The organism is Enterococcus gallinarum, assembly GCF_021496385.1.
Classification (GTDB): Bacteria; Bacillota; Bacilli; order Lactobacillales; family Enterococcaceae; genus Enterococcus_D; species Enterococcus_D gallinarum.
The window spans coordinates 1,375,243-1,396,134 of the sequence record NZ_CP050816.1; the positions used below are offsets into that span (position 1 = coordinate 1,375,243).

The window sequence follows — 20,892 nt, forward strand, 5'->3', positions numbered from 1 at the left end:
ACAAATCTTTTGTCACAGCTCCTTGTGTATATTGCTTAAAAATCCAATTGATGAGGGGCTAATTTGTCCCAGTCAAAGGTCACACCAATTCCCGGTTCTTCTGGCGCGATAGCCATTCCATCCTCTGGATCAATCATCAGAGGGCGAGTGGTGTATTGATCGATCGGGAAACTATGCATCTCTAGGTATCCGGCATTAGGCATGGCAGCCAGCAGACTGACATGAAGCTCTTGCATGCCGTGAGTCGAGATACTGACATTATGCAACTGTGTCAATGCCGCAATTTTCAGCCAGCCAGTGATCCCTCCACAATTCGAGGCATCCGGTTGAGGAAAATCGACTTGACCATAAGATAGCATATGAGCAAATTCAATTGGTGTTCGTAAATTTTCTCCGCCAGCAACTGCTATTTGACCTTCTTTAGCGATTCGAGCATATCCTTCGTAGTCTTCGGGAATCGTTGGCTCTTCCAAAAAGAGAATATCAAAAGGCGCCATCAATTTAGCGGCTTTGACGGCTTGTTCAACGGACCAGCTCATATTGGCATCCACCATAAAGGTAATATCGGGACCGATCAATTTACGAACGGCTTTGATGCGGGCGATATCTTCCGCCAGTGTTGCTTGCCCTAACTTGATTTTGACAGCCCGTAATCCCATATCCAAATATTTTTGATTGTTGGCTAATAATTTTTCTAATGGAAAATTCAAGTCAATGGCACCGCCATAGCAGTTTACTTTATTGCTGTGTCCTCCCAAAAGTTTATATAATGGTTCTCGTGCTTTTTTTGCGCGCAGATCCCAAAGGGCAATATCACAGGCGGCAATGGCAAAGCTTGCTAGACCACCTCGGGCAATGTAATGGATGCCCCAATTCATCTGTTCCCAAAGAGCTTCCACACAAGCAGGATCTTTTCCTAGCAGGATATGTTTCAGTTCTTTGTCGATCAATTTAGCGATCGACTCTCCTCCGAAACCACCCGTATACGTATAACCGATACCTTCTCTACCATCATCCGTGCGCACTTTGACGATTGGCACCTCAAAGTGAGTGTGTAATCCGTGTTTGGCATCTTCCATTAATTCTGGTAAGGGAATCCGATAGTAGGAAGTTTGGATTTCTGTGATCGTGGACATAAAATTCCTCCTTTTCCAATAATGTTAACGTGTGCATTATTATCTTAACATCCACGTGGTAAGAATTCAAGCGTTTTCATTTGTGGCTTGAGTTGTCAATCTCTTTCTATTATTGTAATAATCCTGTTTTTCCAGCGACCTTTAACCAAGTGATTCCGATCTGAAAAGGAGTCAAATTTCTTGGTGGGAGCACGCTGAAATAGTTGAACTTCTGCGCAACCCAAGCTATGATGAACAAAAAGGAGATCACACATATGTGTACAAGTTTCACGCTGACTGCTCATGGACAGACTTTTTTTGCTCGGACGATGGACTTTGCATTTTTGCTAGACGGCGAACCAATCGTCATGCCACGGGAGTATCAATGGTCTTTACAACTAGGGGGACAGGTCACCAATACCTATGGCTTTGTTGGAACGGGCAAACAGTTAGAAGAATTTCTTTTTATTGATGGGGTCAATGAGAAGGGACTAACGATTGCTGAACTCTACTTTTCGAATGAAGCTGTTTATTGCGAATACACAGCGGAGAAAATAAACCTTGCACCCCATGAATTGTTACATTGGGTATTAGGAAACGTAGCAGACATCCCTGATTTGTACCAAAAAATCAGCAGGATCAATCTAGTACAGATAGAAACGGCGCTACTAGGTATCACAGTCCCATTGCATTTTATTGTAACGGATACTACCGGAAGATGTGTTGTCATTGAAACCAATCGTGGTTTTATCGAAATAAAAGAAAATCCAATCGGCGTGATGACTAACAGTCCAGAATTGGAGTGGCATGTAAAAAATATTGGCAACTATTTAGCTGCGAGACCTGCTAATTTTCCTCCCGCAACAGTCAATGGAGTAGAGGTGCTCCCCTTTGGTCTTGGAAATGGAACATCTATTTTACCGGGCGGATTGACTTCCCCTGAACGATTTGTTCGAACCGTTTATAACAAACAGTTTGTGAATGTAGGAGAGACTGCCGAAGAAACAGTCAATGCCATGTTCCATCTCTTAAATAATGCCACGATCCCCAAAGGACTGATGGTCGAAGATAATGGTCAATCTGAGTATACTCAGTATCGAGTGGTCTATAATGTGACAAATGGTACTTACTATTTCAATCCTTATGAAACCCAAGAAGTTTTTTCATTGGAATTGAAGAAAGAGTGGTTACAATTGAAACAGCCCCGGATTTTTGCGGTTGCCAAGAGTTTCACAACAAAAACGATGGTGTAATAATCGGCCACGCAACGGTCGATGCAAAGATAGATAAGTAGAAAATAACTTAGTTTAACGAAGAGTCATCTCTCCAATTAAAAGATCCGCGGTGTGTCATTACCGCAGATCTTTTTTTCGTGTGATTTGCCGTCGAAATTTTTGTAGTAGGTAGCTGGGGAGTTTATCTATTCTGATGCTGAAAAAAACGGTTCAAAGGAAAAGCGTATTCTTATGATAATCGTTCATTGAAACTACGAGAAGAAAACAAGAAATAATTTTTTTACTTTCATATATTAAAAAAAATCTTTGAAATACAATAAGTCCAGTAATTTTTTTTTATTTGAAAATAGTAAGGCGTCATTGATAACAACACTGGGAACTTTTGTTTCAGAAATCGGCTGATTCGTGATGATCAAATCAAAGGATTCCAAGTCATAGTTACCTAATTGCTCACCATTGATGGGCAGGATATCTGAACGAATTTTATGCAGATCAAGAATATCTTGAACATAGTAACTGATGTATTGACTGTGATTGATCCCCATATCGCTGATCACTAAGATCTTTTTTGACACCAAAGTCTGATTGATCTCCGGAAAAGAAGTCAATAACCAGAATACATAAGAAGACAAATAACTGATCAGATTCGTTTCCAACAATTCAGAAAAAAAATGCAGTTCTGCTTTGAGTCGTGCATACAATTGGCGCTGTGTAAATTTGATATGTCTTGTAAAAAAAGTGGCACGCTGTGTCAGCTCTGTCGTATCAAAAGGCAGTAATTGCGCATAGGAATAAAGACAAGTCAGCAAGTGTACAACGAAGTCGCCGACCTCGTCTGTGATTTGTTCCAACTGCAGAAAAGTATTGAAGGTCAAATTGTCACGTATCTTCTCACTGATCACAGATCTATTCTCTGAATAAAATTGCTGGAAAGCCCCTTTTTGAAAGTAGTCAATGACTGTTTGGCAAGACTCTAAACTAATACCACTCAAATGGCGTTTAATCAATGAATAGTCTTCATTACTGATTTTTGCTTTCACGGCTATCTTGGTGATAGGGCGTTGCCGGAATCCTTGACTCTCTCTTAACAAATCAACGATAAAATACATAATGAAAAAGTCATGTTCATAGCTGTTGTCCAAGCTGATACTATTCAAAATGCAGTGATTGCGCCGCATCACTTGTTTTAGTTCTTGTTTATCAAAGTGATAAGGCAAATCACAATGGCCATAATACATCAAAAAAAAGTAGGTCGTAAATATCCGCAGAGACAGCTCATCGTCCTGACTCGTTAACTGATACCCGCGATCCACAATGACCCGAAGTGAATAGGCAGCCAACACTTTATTGCAATGTTTTAGTTTTCGTGCAAAAGATGATCGACTGATATTGATTGCCTCACAATAATAATCGATCGTTTTGCCTGGCTGTTGAATAAATTCATGAAGGAGTTGTGTCGTTGTTGAAGTTCTCGCCATATCTGTGAGTATTTGAAGATACAATGTAGCATTGAAATTCTCTAGACGATACCCTAATTTATGCGATGTTTTGATGGTTAAAACATTTCCCCAGCGTTGCTTGATCTCTTCAATATATCGGATAAACGTTGATTCGCTACTACCAATGTGTCTTGCAAGTTCTTTTTTAGTCATCCACTTATCAGAAATGGATAACACACGAATGATTTCTTCCATCTTCCGATAATTTTTCTCCAAAAACCTAATCATTTCATTTCCTCCCAAGTCCTTTACTTTAATAAAACAATCAACGAAACAATAACGCAATCTCAATAATGAAACCGCTTGGTATGAAAGCTGGTGTGATTTGATTCTTCCCTTCTATGTATACTTAGGTATCTGATTAGAATAACAAATTTCCAGCATGCAGGCTATTGGGATTTGCTATTGGTTCGCAAATGAAAGGGGAGAATGAAAATTAATATACTGAGGAAGTTGTGGGTTTTAGGAGCAGTATTTATGCTGGTTAGCTCCTATTTCACATCCATAATCGTTAGAGCAGAAACTATTAATGGGGCAGCTATTCTATCTGCCAAAATCATAACAGATGATTCTGAGCAGCCACAGCTATTACTAGATGTCGCACTCACGAATCAAACAAATGAGCCCATAAAAAAAGAAATAAGAATGGATCATGCCAAGCTAAAAGAAGTAGAAGAAAAACAAGAGGGATACGGTTATCAAATTAAACACAATACCCTCTATCTGACAATAGAGCCTCAACTAAATCAGACCATTCAACTGACGCTGCCCGTTGAGAAAAATTCTTTTTTGACCGAGCAAGCACCAGAATTAATTTACGAAGGTCAGATCCAAAAGGTCTCTGTTGTCATACCGCAGGCAACAAAGGAAAAACCGACTGACACCCAGGACAATACTTCTAGAGCAGAAACGGATGCTGTAAAGGAAACAGCTGCTACAGATACACATTCAGCAGAATCCGAAGAGTCAAAATCAATAAATCCATCAAATACCAACGAAACGCTGACAGAAAACAGAGAAACAGAAGGACCTGAAGCATCTGAAAGATCAACAGCTGCAGATGAAGTGATAAAACCTTTTTCACTCCCTAGCGTTGCTTCTGATCCAGTGTTCGATCGCAGTCATAAAGCAATCCTGCCTCAGTATACGACAGATGCGTCAGGAACCTATCCGACAGCAAGCTGGCAACCGACTGGGAATCAGAATGTGCGCAACCATCAAGGAAACAAAGACGGAGCTGCACAATGGGATGGGCAAACGGAATGGAACGGGGAACCAACGAACAAAACCAATTCCTATATTGAATATGGTGGGACTGGTTCCCAAGCAGACTATGCCATTCGCAAGTATGCCAAAGAGACCACGACACCTGGATTATTTGATGTATACCTAAATATTCGCGGAAATGTCCAAAAGGAGATCGCACCGTTAGATTTGGTTTTAGTAGTTGACTGGTCAGGTAGTATGAATGACAACAATCGAATTGGCGAGGTCCAAAAAGGGGTGGATCGATTTGTAGATACGCTAGCAGAAAGTGGAATCACAGACAACATTCATATGGGCTATGTTGGGTATTCAAGTGATGGATACAAGAATGATTCGGTCGCGATGGGCCCCTTTGATTCGGTCAAAAATGCCATTAAGACGATTACTCCAAGCAGTACTACTGGGGGAACATTCACGCAAAAAGCCCTGCGAGATGCCGGAAACATGTTGGCAACACCAAATGGACACAAAAAAGTGATTGTTCTACTGACAGATGGTGTTCCCACTTTTTCCTACCAAGTCAGCAAAGTTCAAACAGAAACGAATGGCAGCTATTACGGCACCCAATTTACCAATAGACAAGACCAGCCGGGCAGTACTTCTCGTATTTCTAACAGCTACTATGCTCCAGACCAAAGAAATACCAATAAATTGATCAACAGTACGTTTATCGCAACCATTGGTGAAGCAATGGCATTAAAGCAGCGAGGGATTGAAATTCATGGATTAGGCATTCAACTGCAAAGTGATACTAATGCGGGATTATCCAAACAAGAAGTAGAAAACAAGATGCGGCAAATGGTGTCTGCGGATGAGAATGGTGATCTTTACTATGAATCAGCCGATCATGCACCGGATATTTCTGATTATCTCGCGAGAAAAGCGGTTCAGATATCTGGAACTGTGGCAAACGGCAAAGTAACCGATCCGATTGCTGAACCGTTTAGTTACGAACCAAATACATTAACAGTCAAAAGTGTCGGGTCCCTTCAAGTACAAGCCATGCCCACACTCTCATTTGAAGGGAACACCGTTCGTAGTGATGAAATTTATTTAGGGAAAGATCAAGAAATTCAGATCCATTATCAAGTCAGGATCCAGACAGAATCAGCAACGTTCAAACCTGATTTCTGGTACCCGATGAATGGCAGAACAACCTTCCAACCAGTAGCAACAGCAGATGAAGTGGTAGATTTTGGAGTACCATCGGGGAAAGCACCAGGAGTCAAGCTTGATTTCAAAAAAATCTGGGAAGAATATGATCATGATCCGAGCAGCCGCCCAGAAAATGTTATCTATGAAGTGACCAGAAAACAAGTTTCAGATACGACAAATTGGCAAACAGGCTACATCAAGATTTCGCAACCGTCAAATGATACCGGAAGCTTATGGGAACGCACTAGTGTAACACAGCTTTCAAAGTCAGCAGATGATGCCTATGCCGAAACCTTAGGTCTACCCAAATACAATAATCGGGGACAAGATTTCAGCTATCAAACGACTCGAGAGCTAACTGTCCCCGGTTATGAGCAAGAAAAAGTAGATGAAACAACGTGGAAAAACACGAAACAGTTTCAGCCATTAGCACTTAAAGTGATCAAAAACTCTTCTGCTGGCGAAAAAAATCTGGTAGGTGCTGTGTTTGAATTAACTGGCAAAAATGGCCGTACGACATTGATCGATAATCAAGATGGCAGCTACTCCTTGCCGCAAAATGTCCGACTGCAAAAAGGTGAAACCTATACTCTCACAGAAGTGCAAGCTCCTGCTGGACATGAACGTGGGAAAACAACTTGGCAAATCGAAGTCACTTCAGAGGGAATTGTGACAATCGATGGGGATGAGGTTTCTACAGAAGAACAAGTGATCACACTGACCGTGGTTAATCAATTTTCAGAATTGCCAATCGGCATTCGCAAGTATACGCTGCAAGACGGGAATGAAGTAAATTTATCTGGGGCAACATTTTCGTTGCAAAAGAAAAATTCTTCAGACCGTTATCAAACGATCGCTACGGAAAAAACAACGGATTCAGGGGTAGCCCATTTTATATTGGATCAGCCAGGTCAATACCGAATGGTCGAGGATTCAGGTCCATTGGGGTATGACACGATCGCCGGCAACTATAAATTTACGGTGGATAAATATGGAAAGATTCACTACGACGGCAAAAATGTGGATAAACAAAGTAAAGAATGGACGTTGAATCATCAAAACCAGTTAAAAGCCTTTGACTTGACCGTCCACAAAAAGGCCGACGATCAGACGCCATTAAAAGGGGCGGAATTCCGTTTGACGGGTCCAAATACAGACATTGAACGATCAGGAGAAGAGACGGATACGTTTGTCTTTGATCAGTTACAGCCGGGAAAATATGTCTTGACGGAAACATATACGCCAGAAGGATATCAAGGATTGAAAGAGCCAATTGAAATTGTGATCAATGAAGATGGCTCAGTACAGATTGCTGGCGAAGAAGTCGCTGATGTGTTAGTTGCTGGAGAAAAAAACAACCAGATTACACTAGATGTGACCAATCAGGCGAAAGTTCCACTGCCGGAAACAGGTGGAAGTGGTCGATTAGGGATTTATCTACTCGCCTTTAGTTCGATCGCCATCGCTGGTATCTACTTATACCTCCAGCGATTAGAAAGGAGGGGGTAGCGGATGAAAAGCATGCGTTGGTTTAGTGTATGCATTTTTCTAGTTGTGTTACTAGGTTTCTCCCAACAAGTTTCAGCAGGAGAAATGCAAGCGAATGTTCGCATCACGTTACACAAGTTACTATTTCCTGAAGGGCAGTTACCCCAGGAACAAATCAATTCCGGAGAAGGTACATTGCTTCAAACTTACCGCGGTTTAAATGATGTCACCTATCACGTATACGATGTCACCGATTCTTTCTATCAATTACGGGAAGATGGTGAATCGGTGGAAGCTGCGCAAAGAAAGTTGGCTGAGCAAGGTCCTGCAGCCGGATCCCTGATTGCCGAAGGAAAGACCGAGAAGATCCAAGGAGAAGATGGTTTACTTAGCTTCACATTAGCAGCCAAGGACAGCCAGCAGCGGGATAAGGTCTATTTATTCGTGGAAGCTGAGGCACCTAATGTCGTGAAAGAGAAAGCCGGAAACATGGTCGTTGTTTTGCCAGTTCTTGATCAGAAAGGGAATCAAATGACCACGATTCATTTGTACCCAAAAAATGAAGAGAAGGCATACGATTTGCCGCCTCTTGAAAAAGAAGTGCAGTCCAAAACCTCTGATTTTACCTATGGCGAGAGAGTGGGTTATCAGCTGTCAACACATATCCCAGAAAATATCTTGGATTACCATCAATTCCAACTATCGGATACAGCAGATTCTGCCTTATTTCTCTTACCAGAAACGATCACAGTAAAAGTAGGAACATCCGTTATGACAGGATATACACTTCAAACAACGGATCATGGCTTTGTCCTGGATTTCTCTATTCAGCAGCTAGAAAAATTTGCCAATCAAAAATTGCAAGTCTCTTACCAAATGAAAGTAATGAATGCAGAGCCTGACACAGAGATCGTAAATGAAGGGCAATTGCTGACAGATAAACATATCATCAACAAAAAAGTTGACATACGGACTGGTGGGAAACGGTTCGTCAAAAGAGATAGTCAAGATCCGCAGCGAACATTGGCAAATGCCGTATTCGTCGTAAAAAATCAAATGGGAGCCTATTTGCATGAATCAGCCAATGGTTATCAATGGCAAAGAGAAAAAGCGGGAGCTAAACGATTCACTTCTGATCAAGCCGGAGAATTTTCCGTCAAAGGGTTAAAAGATGGCCACTATTTCTTGGAAGAAATTCAAGCCCCCAAAAATTACTTGCTTAATCAAAAAGCCATTCCGTTTGTGGTTGAAAAAAATTCCTATACAACAAATGGAAAAGCAGCTACCCCACTGGCAATCATCAACAAGAAACATACTGGTTTTTTACCAAAGACTAATGAGCAACAAGCAACAGGATTGATCTTAGCCGGTGTAGCATTGATAGGTTTTGTCATTGCTGGGCTGATTGACCAAAAACAAAAACGAGGAGAAAGAAAATGAAACAAGCAAAAAAAGTATGGTACTTACTAAGTACGCTATTACTAACATTACCTGTTTTTATCAATGGGTTGGGTACAGCAGCTTATGCTGAGGAAAATGCAAGCAATGCTCAAATCGTCATTCATAAAAAGAAAATGACCGATCTTCCGGATCCGCTCATTCAAAATAGTGGGAAAGAGATGAGTGATTTTGATCAATATCAAGGTCTTGCAGATGTCACTTTCCGCATTTATAATGTGACGTCAGAATTTTATGCGCAACGAGCAGCCGGGGCAACTGTCGAAGCTGCAAAACAAGCAGTTCAAGGTCTAACCCCAGGTTCGCCAATAGCTGAAGGTATAACAGATGCAGATGGCAATGTTACCGTAAATGTACCGAAAAAACAAAACGACAAAGATGCTGTCTACGTCATCAAAGAAGAACCAAAATCTGGGGTAGCGGCTGCTGCCAATATGGTCATTGCCTTCCCGGTTTATGAGATGATCAAGCAATCAGACGGCTCGTATAACTATGGGACAGAAGAATTATCTACGGTTCATATTTACCCCAAAAATATCGTTTCAAATGATGGGGCATTACATGTGAAAAAAAGAGGTACTGCTGAAAATGAATCGTTGAATGGTGCAGAATTCGTACTCTCAAAAAATGAAGGTTCCCCAAGTACGACCAAGTATATTCAAGGGGTAAAAGATGGTCTCCACACTTGGACAACCGACAAAGGACAAGCAAAGCATTTTGTTACTGGTAAAAGCTATGGAATCGGCGAAGATGATTTTACAGAATCTGAAGAGAAAACTGGTGAACTAACGGTGAAGAATCTTGAAGTGGGTTCCTATACGCTTGAAGAGGTCAAAGCACCGAACAATGCTGAATTGATTGATGATCAAACAAAGACACCCTTCACTATTGAAGCGGATAATCAAACCCCAGTAGAAAAAACCGTTAAAAATGATACATCAAACGTTGAAAAAACAACGCCTAATTTAAACGGCAAAGATGTAGCGATTGGTGAAAAGATCAAGTACGAGATTGCGGTCAATATTCCATTAGGTATTGCTGATAAAGAAGGAAATGCCAATAAATACAACAAATTTAACTTAGTAGATACCCATGATGATGCATTGACCTTTGACAATACACCTTCAGGAGATACAGCTTATGCTCTTTATGATGGTGATACACTGATCGCATCTGAAAACTATCAAGTAACTGAACAGACAAACGGCTTCACCGTCGCTGTCGATCCAGCGTTCATCCCTTCTTTAACACCAGGAGGTACATTAAAATTTGTTTACTTCATGCATCTAAATGAAAAAGCAGATCCAACGAAAGGCTTTAAAAACGAAGCCAATGTTGATAATGGTCATACCAATGACCAAACGCCACCAACAGTAGAAGTCGTCACCGGTGGGAAACGATTTATCAAAGTCGATGGGGATGTTTCATCCACGCAAGCTCTAGCAGGTGCCTCTTTCGTTGTACGTGATCAAAATAGTGAGGGTGCAAACTATTTGAAGGTCGATGAAGCAGCGAAAACAGTGACTTGGGTGGCAAACAAAGCAGATGCAACAACATTCACGACGCAAGCTGATGGTCTAGTCGTCATTACTGGACTAAAATATGGTTCCTATTATTTGGAAGAAACTGCAGCGCCAGAAAATTATGTATTACTAACAAATCGAATCCAATTTACAGTGGATGAGCATTCTTACGGAACCACAGAAGAATTAGTTGCTCCTGAAAAAGTGCCTAACAAACACAAAGGAACATTGCCTTCTACAGGCGGAAAAGGCATCTATCTTTATTTAGGCAGCGGTACGCTGATCTTGATCATTGTGGGTTTGTATTTCATGAAACGAAAAGAAACTCGTTGAGTTTCTGTTTTGCTAGATTTTCACTTCTAGAAAAATTGGCAGCCTCAAAAGCAGATCTCAGCTATTTCGACCTAGTCAGATAAAAACGGGAGGTTGCAACAGACGTGGTCCGCTTCAAGAAATAAGAAAGGATTTTCTAAAATAGCTTTTCCCATTTTTTTGAAAAGCTATTTTTGAAGAAGCTGATTCTAACCGCTTGTTGAACCACTTGTTCGGAAAACGGAGCTGTGACAAGTCTTTTGTCACAGCTCCTTTAATTTTTTTGAGGAGGAAACGATGAAACAAAAAAGAGGACACCAGATAGTCGATCGATTGATGATCCTTTTGTTGTTGATTGGTGTAGGGATTTTTTCCTATCCATTCATTAGCGATGCACTGAATAATTATTTGGACCAACAGATCATTGCGCATTACCAAGCAGAAGCAAATCAAGAAAATGCCGCCGCAATGGCGAAGTTGCAAGCGCAGATCGGTAAAAATCAACAGTTAGCCAAAGAAGGCGGCTCCCCCGGACTGGATCCATTCTCTGAAGCAGAGAAAATCAGTAAAAAACCAGATAAATCGTATTTTGAAAGCCATACGATCGGTGTGTTAACGATCCCCAAAATCAATGTACGAGTCCCTATTTTTGACAAGACTAATTCAGCATTGTTGGAAAAAGGCAGCTCATTACTGGAAGGGACTTCTTTTCCTACAGGAGGCAAAAATACCCACGCCGTCATTTCGGGTCATCGTGGATTGCCGCAAGCAAAACTATTTACTGATTTGCCAGAATTGCAGGAAGGCGATGAGTTTTATTTAGAAGTCTACGGCGAAACACTCGTTTATCAAGTCGATCAAATCAAAACTGTTGTCCCCACCGATACACAAGACCTTCAGATTGAATCTGGTAAAGATCTTGTCACATTGTTGACCTGCACTCCCTACATGATCAATAGTCATCGATTATTGGTAAGAGGACACCGGATTCCTTATCATCCGAAAGTCACTGATGACATAAAGAAAGTCAAACAGCAACAACAGCAGTTTCTGTGGATCCTCATTTTTACTGCCTGCGGCTTCCTCGTTTTTTGTATTTGGTGGTATAAGCGGCGAAAGAAAAAAACTGGGAACCCTCCAGTATCTAGCAGATAAAATGAGTTGGCTGATCAAAGAAACCCTGTTTTTAATAAAAAATTTTTTTGATTTACAGGGCATAAAGAAAGCTGATTTATTTGCTAGCCAGCACAACCTTTGTATCTCTTATGCTATCGAACCTGCCGTAAGACGTTAAGAGGATTGACAAAATATTCGTAAACGCTATAATGAGGGTGTATTAGTGGACAAGGACGTCTGCTGATCCTTTTGAAAACTAGCTATCAAAGAAGATACAATAAACGTATACTTATGAAGTGTCAGGGAAAGAGGTGTGAATCCTCTACAGACCTACCTACTGTATGGTGGATGAAACCAAGAGAACCACAGAATGATTCTATTCTGGAAGGATTGGGAGTAAGAAGAAGCTAAGTCAGGATACCGGCTTGATAAGTCTATTCATTCTTTTGTAGGAAAAAGAAGGGGCTTCGACGATAACTGGCTTGATCTACTGTTAGTACTGTTAATGAACCACTTTTTCTATTAAAGGAAAAGTGGTTTTTTTTGTTTTTTGATACAAAGTAAAAGGAGGGATAGACAAACCGTAGGAAAGAAGAATAATCGATTTATCCGTAAGGGTTGGAAGAAAAAATTCAAAAAAAGTTGAATGCGAGGAAAAAAAGATGAAAAAAATTCTAATGACGATCATGACCATCGGACTAGTTGCTGGGATTGGATTAGCGGGTTGCGGCAAACAAGAAAACGAAGCTACGGCTTCAACTGAGAAAACAGAACAAAATTTGCCGACGAAAGACCGTAGTGGGAAAGAGATCTCATTGCCTAAAGAGGCAACTAAAATCGTTTCACTGGTTCCATCAGTAACAGAAGTTATTGATGATATAGGAAAAACGAATGAATTGGTTGCTGTTGACATGCAAAGCGGGTCACTGAATGAAGCGCTTCAGGCATTACCTCAAATGGATATGATGGCGATTGATGCAGAAAAATTGATTGCATTGAAACCGCAAATCGTCTATGTGAATGACATTAATTTAGCAAGTTCTGAAAGTGTCTGGCAGCAAGTAGAAGATGCCGGGATCACGATTGTCAATATACCGACAAGTACCAGTATTCAAGCCATTAAAGAAGACGTCCAATTCATTGCTGATAGTTTGTCAGAGCATGAGAAAGGACAAAAACTAGTCGATAAGATGACTCAAGAAATTGATGATGTTGCAAAAATCGGCAAAACTATCAAGAATCAAAAGAGTGTTTTATTTGAAGTAGCTGCATTACCAGATATTTATAGTTTTGGAAGTGGGACATTTTTAAATGAAATGATCGAAACGATTGGTGCCAAAAATGTTCTAGCAAACGAGAAAGGCTGGCTTCCTGTCGGAGAAGAAGCAGCAATTGCTGCAAAACCCGATGTTATCCTAACGAATGTTGACTATATTGACGATCCGGCAAAAGAAATCTTGGAACGGAAAAATTGGGAAAAAGTACCTGCGGTTCAAAACAAAGAAGTATTTGCCATTGATAATCGATCGAGCTCTTTGCCAAATCACCACATGACAAAAGCTTTAAAGCAAATGGCAAAAGCCATTTATCCAGAAGCGTACAAGGATTTGAAAGATGAATAAAAAACGTTTTCTCTTACTATTGATCGTCATTAGTTTGGGAATGCTCTTACTTGGCATCAAGATTGGCAGTGTGCCGATCTCCAGCAGTGATCTGTTCAACATTCTAGCAGGAAAGAAGATTTCTGAAGATGGTATTTTGGAAGGGATTATTTGGAATGTTCGTTTACCGCGAGTCGTGCTGGCATACTTAGTAGGTGCTGGGTTGGCTGTTAGTGGAACAGTGATGCAATCTCTTTTGGGAAACCCATTGGCTTCTTCCTATACATTAGGCGTTTCAGCGGGGGCTTCCCTCGGAGCAGCATTGATCATGGTCGCAGGTATATCAGCCACGATCATTGGCAGTCTATTATTACCTTTTACGGGCTTTCTCTTCGGGTTAACGACTGTTTTTCTTGTTTTACTATTTACTCGTACGATGGATCGCCAGATGTCCAATCAAACAGTCGTTTTAGTGGGAATGGTCATGACTTTATTTGTTGGTGCAATTTTAACGTTGATTACGGCGCTCTTTCAAGATTATTTAAAAGAACTCGTCTTTTGGCAAATGGGGAGCTTTTCCGGCAGTAATTGGACAAAAATCGTCATTTATTGCCCTATCGCTATCCTAAGTACATTATTTTTATGGGGTGACGCAAATAATTTGGATGTTCTGGGTTTAGGTGAGGAGCAAGCCATGCTTTCAGGAGTTGAAGTGAAAACTGTGAAGTTAAGAATCATACTTTTTGCAAGTTTACTGGCAGGAAGTGCCGTGTCGTTTGTTGGTGTGATTGGTTTTGTAGACTTGATCGCACCGCATATTGTTCGCCGTTATTTAGGTGCTACCCACCGGTGGCTAATCCCCGGATCGGCTCTATTAGGAGGGACATTGATGGTGCTAGGAGATACGATAGCACGGACGATCTTATCGCCAAGAGAAATACCAATTGGTGCGGTGACGGCGCTTATTGGCGCCCCATTCTTTTTGTATATTTATTTCCAAAAAAGGGGAGCTGTAGCATGATTCAATTAGAAAAAGCGGCAGTGACTCTGCAGCAATCTCGTATCTTAACAGACATTTCTTTAACCTTTCAGCAAGGAAGCAAGACCTGTATCTTGGGACCTAATGGCTGTGGGAAAACGACCTTGCTAAAAACGATTGCTGGCTTGATTCCTTATAAAGGGTCTGTCATGATTGATGGACAAGAAGTAGGCGGATTAAAAAGAAAATTCTTAGCTGATAAAGTTGCTATGATGAGTCAGTTTACAACGGTGGCCTTCGATTACACGGTCTATGAAACCGTCTTGATGGGGGCTTATCGCCAACAGTCACATCGTTTTTTGCCTATCGTCTCTAAACAAGAAAAAGAACGGGTTCTTCATTACCTAGAGACTGCTCATCTGATCGATATCAAAGATAAAGTTGTCAATCAACTCTCTGGAGGACAGCAACAACGTGTTTTTTTAGCCAAACTATTCCTGCAGGATCCCGAGATCATTTTATTAGATGAGCCTAATAATCATCTGGATATTCGCTATCAGCAAGAATTGATTCATCAGTTGAATGAATGGGGCACTCACTCTAAAAAAACCATTATTGGTGTGTTTCATGACATTCGTTTAGCACTGACATTGAGTGAAGAAATCGTTTTTATGAAAGAGGGGACTATTGCTGCGAAAGGAGATTTTCAAGACATCGCTTCGAAAGCGTTTCTTGAGCATATTTTTGATGTAGATATCGTCTCTTATTTTCAACACCAACATGAAGCTTGGAAAAATATCCAGTAACTTTTGACAAGTATTTTTTTAACAGGTAATATAAAAGAAAACACAATGACGTGTTTCAATAAATGGCAACGGAGCCTAAAGTTTTCGTGTATGACTACACGTGCTTTAGGCTTTTTTTATGGAGGAAAGTATGAAACGAATGATTCTTATGGGAGCGATAGGTTGCGGAAAAACAACTTTATGCCAAGCGCTGCAAGGGAAAGAATTGCGTTATGCCAAGACACAAGCAGTCGAATTCCATACAACGATGATTGATACACCAGGAGAGTTTATATTGCATCGTCAGTACTACAATGCCTTAAACGTCACAGCAGCTGAAGCTGATGTCATTGGCTTAGTACAGAGTGCTCTCGAGACAGAACAGATTTTTTCCCCAGGATTTGGTAGCATATTCCCTAAAAAAGTGATTGGCATTTTAACGAAAGTGGATTTAGTGAATGACCCCGATCAATTAGCACATATTCATCAGCAACTGAAAAATGCGGGGGCAAAGGAGATTTTTGAAGTATCTTCTGTAGAAAAAACGGGTTTACAAGAATTGATCAATTATTTAGAAGAGGATGAGGTATGATGAAAATTTATACAAAAACAGGGGACAAAGGTATGACCAAACTCGTGGGCAGTACTACGGTCGCTAAAGATTCCGATCGGGTAGAAAGTTATGGGACGATCGATGAATTGAATTCGTGGGTAGGGTATATCATCAGTCAACTACCTTCAGAAAATCAAGCCGTCAAAAATGAATTGAAACTTTTGCAAAATTTTCTTTTTGATGTAGGCACGGATTTATCAACACCAATAGAAGCAAAGCGTCCGTTTAAACTACAACCAGAAAGTGTCACTTGGTTAGAAGAAAGAATCGACTATTTTACTGCCGAATCTCCGGATATAGATCGGTTTATTTTACCCGGTGGCACACCAGAAGCTAGTATGGTCCATGTGGCGCGAACGATCGCTCGTCGTGGGGAACGCGCGATTGTTCGTCTAAACTGGACAGCCAAGATCAATGAGCAAGTGCTGATTTTTACGAATCGATTGTCAGATTACTTTTATGCATTGGCACGCTATCTCAATGTTCAAGCCAATGAACCGGATATTTTTTATGAAAGAGGAGAAAAGGTTTTCCATAAAATAAAAGAGGAGGGATTGTAGACAGTTGCTTTTCTAAGTAAGATGTGGTAAATTCCAAGTAGATTAAACGAATATTTTATGAAGAATATGAATGGAAGTCAGTGAAAATCTGGCACGGTCCCGCCACTGTGATAAAGCAGGGTTGCTTTTAAGTCAGGTCTTTTCAATTTTTCATTATTGGGCATACTGTTTCGAGGCAAAACAGGATGTTTCTTTCCAACGCTTGTGTTGAAAATCCAGCCCAAGATATTTGTGTTAATCCATATGTTCGCACGAAGGCGTGCGTCTAGGGAATTTTGGGCTGGTCTTTCAACGATGAAGGAGATTTCAGGTACAACGGTGTACTGCTAGATTCCCTTTTCTTATTGACAATCATTTAATGACGTTGTACTCTATTTGTAAGGTTTGGTGTACAATGGCGTATACATAATGAAGCAAAGACGCTTCAAACAGACGTTTTTCGTTTGTTTGAGGCGTTTTTTTGCTATTTTTTGATTAGGAGGAATCCATATGGAAACTATTCATTTTCCTACCCAAATATGGGCAGGAGAAGGGGCATTAACCAATCTTGAAAAGCTTCGAGAAAAAAGAGTTTTTGTGGTTACCGATCCATTCATGGTTGAATCAGGTTTTGTGGATCATTTAACGAAGCATTTGTCACACAACAAATACCTTATTTTTAGTGACATCGTACCAGATCCGCCGATTGACAAGATTGTTTCAGGTATCAAGCAATTGGTTGATTTTAAAGGAGATACGATTGTCGCTTTAGGCGGAGGTTCGGCGATTGATGCAGCAAAAGCAATGAAGTTTTTTGGAGAACAGACGATGAACATCAAAGTGGATCAATTCATTGCTGTACCAACAACGAGTGGGACCGGTTCAGAAGTCACCAATTTTTCTGTGATCACAATTGCTGAAACTGGAACAAAAATACCTTTGGTTACGGATGAAATCCAACCGAATGTGGCCATTTTAGATACAGCTTTAGTCATGAGTGTTCCCCCGAAGATTACCGCTGATACTGGAATGGACGTGTTGACTCACGTCATAGAAGCATACGTGTCGACAGAAGCAAATCCGATTGCAGATGCTCTATGTGAAAAAGTGGTTCGATTGGTTTTTGAAAACTTAGAAATCGCCTATCATGATGGCAACAATAAACAAGCTCGAGAAAATATGCACCTAGCTTCTTGTATGGCCGGCATGGCCTTCAATGTAACCTCATTAGGGCTCAACCATGGGATCGCCCATGCGGCAGGAGCACGATTGCATGTACCCCATGGGCGTATGAATGCGATTTTGCTACCTGATGTGATTGCATTCAATAGTGGTTTGGCAAGTGGAAAAGTAACAAATGAAGCAACAGCAAAACGTTACGCACAGCTAGTTGATTGTATCTACTCTACGAAAACAACGAATGCTCGAATCGGCGTTCAGCAACTCATTCGACAAATCAAGCAATTGCGGAGAAAACTACAAATGCCAGCTTCTTTTACTGAATATGGGTTAACAAAAGCGGAAGTACGTGAGAATAGTGAGAAAATCGCGAGTGCTGCTCTGATAGATGGCTGCACGAGAACGAATCCCATTCAGCCAACAAAAGAAGAAGTCATAGAAATTTTGAACTCTGTCTTATAAGCGATTGACAGGATGTAGCCAATAAAATATAATGTGGGTAGCACAACGGCGTGCTTCAAAATTTAAGAGCAAAGAAGCTCCTTAGTAGAAAGCGAAAGTGGAATCTTTACGTTTTTTATTGAGGATTTTTTATTTGCTAAATTAAGGGAGCGAGTCTTGTTGGAAGAAAAACAACGAATGATTCAAGAATATGTTCCTGGGAAACAAGTCACATTGGCGCATATCATTGCAAGTCCCAATAAAGAGATTTATACAAAGTTGGGGTTACCTGAAGGAACAAGCAATGCGCTAGGAATTTTAACGATCACCCCGAGTGAAGCAGCAATCATCGCAGTGGATATTGCAACGAAAAGCGGGGATATCCAAATCGGTTTCATCGATCGGTTTTCTGGTTCGGTCGTTATTTCAGGAGATGTTAGTTCGGTTGAGGCGGCTTTACAAGCAGTAATCGAAGGATTGCAACAGATTTTAAATTTCTCCGTAACTTGTAAAATCACTAGAACATAGTCTCGAACGGACAAGGGCGTGAAGAGAATGGATGGACGAATTGTAATAGTCGATGATGAACCTATTACGAGATTGGATATTCGTGATATTGTGGCAGAGGCAGGATATGAAGTGGTCGGTGAAGCGGCAGATGGATTTGAAGCGATTGAAGTTTGTAAAAAGACACGTCCTGATTTAGTGATTATGGACATCCAAATGCCAATTTTAGATGGTTTAAAAGCTGGTAAGAAGATCGTTCAAGACCAGCTAGCCAGTAGTATTGTCTTTTTGTCCGCCTATAGTGATGTCCAGAATACAGAAAAGGCAAAGAAACTCGGTGCACTAGGTTATTTAGTCAAGCCATTAGATGAAAAGTCGTTGATACCTACAATTGAAATGAGCATTGAACGAGGAAAACAGACGCAATCTTTACTAAGTCAAATCGATAAATTAAGTTTGAAGTTGGAAGAACGAAAAATTATCGAAAAAGCCAAGGGGATCCTTGTTAAGGAGAATCATATTACTGAAGAGGAAGCCTATCAAATGTTAAGGACATTAAGTATGAATAAACGAGCGCGGATGGGTGAAATTGCTGAACTAATTGTAATGGATGATGAGTAGATGAAACGATTAGCGCAATTATGTAGACAATATACCAATCTATCTGAGTCAGATATCAAAGAGTTACAACGAACAGCAAACTATCTTTCTTCAACAACACTCTACCAAAGTGCGGATGTATTCATTGATGTGTATAAAGAAATGTCGCAACAAGCATTAGTCGTTTATCACAAACCACCTACAAAAGCAGACTCTTTATACAGTGGTGATGTTGTTGGTATGGAAGCATTGTTAGAAAATGAACCAGGTGTGTTGCGAACCATGCAAACAAGCTTGAACAGTATCGGCCTGCTAGCTGTGACGCAAGAAAATCGGTTGATCAAGCAAAATATTTATCCGATTCGAAATGAGCATCGAACAATTGGTGTCATTATTATTGAGATGGCAGCAGATGGAGAGATTCAAGCAGATCTGCATAAGGAAGAGCTGAATCATTGCCAATTAGCTAAAGTGGCGAAATCAACGAGTCAAGTAGATGCGTTGTTTATTGATCAATTAGCTGAAGCTGTTTTGATTTTTGATGCAGCGGGTCATCTATTGATTACCAATAATAATGCACAGGAATTGTATCGAAAATTGGGCTATCGCGATAATATTATTGGTATGAGCTATGATAATTTGTCCATTGACTACACGACATTTGAGTATGTTCTTTACCAAATGAGGTATAAAGTCAGCAATCAACCAATTGAAAGCAACACAACTTACTTGAATTATTATTTTAAAATCCGCAAAGTTTGGCTGGAATCCGAAGCGCAATTAGTGATGATCATTCAAGATAACACGGAATTCAAAGAAAAAGAAGCCGAAATCATTTCCAAATCAGTTGCGATTCGTGAAATTCATCATCGTGTCAAAAATAATTTGCAATCTGTTGTCTCTTTATTGCGTATTCAAGAACGAAGAACACAGAGCTTAGAAGCAAAAAAGGTCCTTCATGAAAGTGTGAACCGAATCATGGCCATTGCGGCCACCCATGAATTGCTGTCCAAACAGGTCAAGGACGACGTGGCATTACGGCAAACATTGGAAGCAGTGATGTATAATTTTCGGCATCTTTTTCAAGGGGCACAATCGTTAGAAATGACCATGGATGTGGATCCAGCAATTATGGTTTCCAGTGAGCAAATGGTGACGATCTCTTTGATCGTCAACGAACTGCTGCAAAATATTTTCGATCATGCGTTTGATTCACCAGCTAGCGGCGTTGTGAAAGTAATTGGAACATTAGATAACAAAATGATTACTATCACAGTGATGGATAACGGTAAAGGCTATGATGTTCATCAAAAGAATGAGAATAGTTTGGGCTTAATGATTGTAAAAAGCTATGTTAAGGACAAACTAAAGGGAAAAATTATGATAGAATCAAATGATCAGGGGACCAAAACCTGTTTTTATTTCGAACAGAACACCAGTGATGTTGTTCAGTGATTAAGCAAAGGCGCTTAAAGAAAAGT

General features: G+C 40.5%; 16 protein-coding genes and 2 riboswitches. Of the genes, 14 read left to right on the plus strand and 2 right to left on the minus strand.

The genetic code is table 11. From position 1 onward, the window contains the following. Nucleotides 1-35: 35 nt before the first annotated feature. Nucleotides 36-1,136: a mandelate racemase/muconate lactonizing enzyme family protein gene (locus HED61_RS06620; protein ID WP_003127741.1), complete on the minus strand. Its 1,101-nt coding sequence runs from the start codon at nucleotides 1,134-1,136 to the stop codon at nucleotides 36-38. 254 nt (nucleotides 1,137-1,390) lie between these two features. Between HED61_RS06620 and HED61_RS06625 the strand changes: the two genes are divergently transcribed. Further along, nucleotides 1,391-2,368, plus strand: coding sequence for a choloylglycine hydrolase family protein (locus tag HED61_RS06625; protein WP_219645612.1), 978 nt, complete (start codon nucleotides 1,391-1,393; stop codon nucleotides 2,366-2,368). A gap of 275 nt (nucleotides 2,369-2,643) precedes the next feature. Here the strand turns inward: HED61_RS06625 and HED61_RS06630 are convergent, their stop codons facing one another. Continuing rightward, nucleotides 2,644-4,077 (minus strand): helix-turn-helix domain-containing protein, encoded by a 1,434-nt coding sequence (locus HED61_RS06630; RefSeq protein WP_081131270.1) that lies wholly within the window; start codon nucleotides 4,075-4,077, stop codon nucleotides 2,644-2,646. Nucleotides 4,078-4,326: 249 nt separating this feature from the next. On the opposite strand from HED61_RS06630, the gene HED61_RS06635 reads away from it, so the two are divergent. The 13 genes from HED61_RS06635 to HED61_RS06695 all read left to right on the plus strand — a co-directional run bounded on the left by HED61_RS06635 (nucleotide 4,327) and on the right by HED61_RS06695 (nucleotide 20,866). Continuing rightward, complete coding sequence (locus tag HED61_RS06635) at nucleotides 4,327-7,779, plus strand: vWA domain-containing protein (RefSeq protein WP_270049398.1); 3,453 nt, start codon at nucleotides 4,327-4,329, stop codon at nucleotides 7,777-7,779. 3 nt (nucleotides 7,780-7,782) lie between these two features. Then, the gene (locus tag HED61_RS06640) at nucleotides 7,783-9,198 is read left to right on the plus strand and encodes a SpaH/EbpB family LPXTG-anchored major pilin (protein WP_219645610.1); all 1,416 of its coding nucleotides are present in this window, start codon (nucleotides 7,783-7,785) and stop codon (nucleotides 9,196-9,198) included. Then, nucleotides 9,195-11,072: a SpaH/EbpB family LPXTG-anchored major pilin gene (locus tag HED61_RS06645; RefSeq protein ID WP_195957902.1), complete on the plus strand. Its 1,878-nt coding sequence runs from the start codon at nucleotides 9,195-9,197 to the stop codon at nucleotides 11,070-11,072. Before HED61_RS06640 ends, HED61_RS06645 begins: the two co-directional genes overlap by 4 nt. Before the next feature lie 276 nt (nucleotides 11,073-11,348). Then, the gene (locus HED61_RS06650) at nucleotides 11,349-12,206 is read left to right on the plus strand and encodes a class C sortase (protein ID WP_081131273.1); all 858 of its coding nucleotides are present in this window, start codon (nucleotides 11,349-11,351) and stop codon (nucleotides 12,204-12,206) included. A 238-nt stretch (nucleotides 12,207-12,444) separates the two neighbouring features. Then, a riboswitch (cobalamin riboswitch) is annotated at nucleotides 12,445-12,610 on the plus strand. Nucleotides 12,611-12,829: 219 nt separating this feature from the next. Continuing rightward, nucleotides 12,830-13,789 (plus strand): ABC transporter substrate-binding protein, encoded by a 960-nt coding sequence (locus tag HED61_RS06655; RefSeq protein WP_002345870.1) that lies wholly within the window; start codon nucleotides 12,830-12,832, stop codon nucleotides 13,787-13,789. Beyond that, nucleotides 13,782-14,789, plus strand: a complete 1,008-nt coding sequence (locus HED61_RS06660; RefSeq protein ID WP_002345869.1) for a FecCD family ABC transporter permease — start codon at nucleotides 13,782-13,784, stop codon at nucleotides 14,787-14,789. Before HED61_RS06655 ends, HED61_RS06660 begins: the two co-directional genes overlap by 8 nt. Beyond that, nucleotides 14,786-15,553, plus strand: coding sequence for an ABC transporter ATP-binding protein (locus HED61_RS06665; protein ID WP_041119380.1), 768 nt, complete (start codon nucleotides 14,786-14,788; stop codon nucleotides 15,551-15,553). The genes HED61_RS06660 and HED61_RS06665 overlap by 4 nt, the downstream gene beginning before the upstream one ends. A 130-nt stretch (nucleotides 15,554-15,683) precedes the next feature. Continuing rightward, complete coding sequence (locus HED61_RS06670; protein WP_041119378.1) at nucleotides 15,684-16,124, plus strand: EutP/PduV family microcompartment system protein; 441 nt, start codon at nucleotides 15,684-15,686, stop codon at nucleotides 16,122-16,124. Next, nucleotides 16,124-16,705 carry a cob(I)yrinic acid a,c-diamide adenosyltransferase gene (locus tag HED61_RS06675; RefSeq protein WP_041119595.1) on the plus strand — a complete coding sequence of 194 codons (582 nt, stop codon included), beginning with the start codon at nucleotides 16,124-16,126 and terminating at the stop codon, nucleotides 16,703-16,705. The genes HED61_RS06670 and HED61_RS06675 overlap by 1 nt, the downstream gene beginning before the upstream one ends. Nucleotides 16,706-16,749: 44 nt before the next feature. Then, nucleotides 16,750-16,899: riboswitch (adenosylcobalamin (AdoCbl) riboswitch) on the plus strand. A 295-nt stretch (nucleotides 16,900-17,194) separates the two neighbouring features. Further along, entirely contained in the window at nucleotides 17,195-18,325 is a 1,131-nt protein-coding gene (locus HED61_RS06680; protein ID WP_219645609.1) for a 1-propanol dehydrogenase PduQ, read from the plus strand. A 159-nt stretch (nucleotides 18,326-18,484) separates the two neighbouring features. Next, nucleotides 18,485-18,832, plus strand: coding sequence for an ethanolamine utilization microcompartment protein EutS (gene eutS / locus HED61_RS06685; RefSeq protein WP_002345864.1), 348 nt, complete (start codon nucleotides 18,485-18,487; stop codon nucleotides 18,830-18,832). A gap of 27 nt (nucleotides 18,833-18,859) precedes the next feature. Then, the gene (locus HED61_RS06690) at nucleotides 18,860-19,432 is read left to right on the plus strand and encodes an ANTAR domain-containing response regulator (RefSeq protein WP_041119376.1); all 573 of its coding nucleotides are present in this window, start codon (nucleotides 18,860-18,862) and stop codon (nucleotides 19,430-19,432) included. Further along, nucleotides 19,433-20,866 (plus strand): sensor histidine kinase, encoded by a 1,434-nt coding sequence (locus HED61_RS06695; RefSeq protein ID WP_081131275.1) that lies wholly within the window; start codon nucleotides 19,433-19,435, stop codon nucleotides 20,864-20,866. The last annotated feature ends 26 nt before the right edge of the window (nucleotides 20,867-20,892 follow it).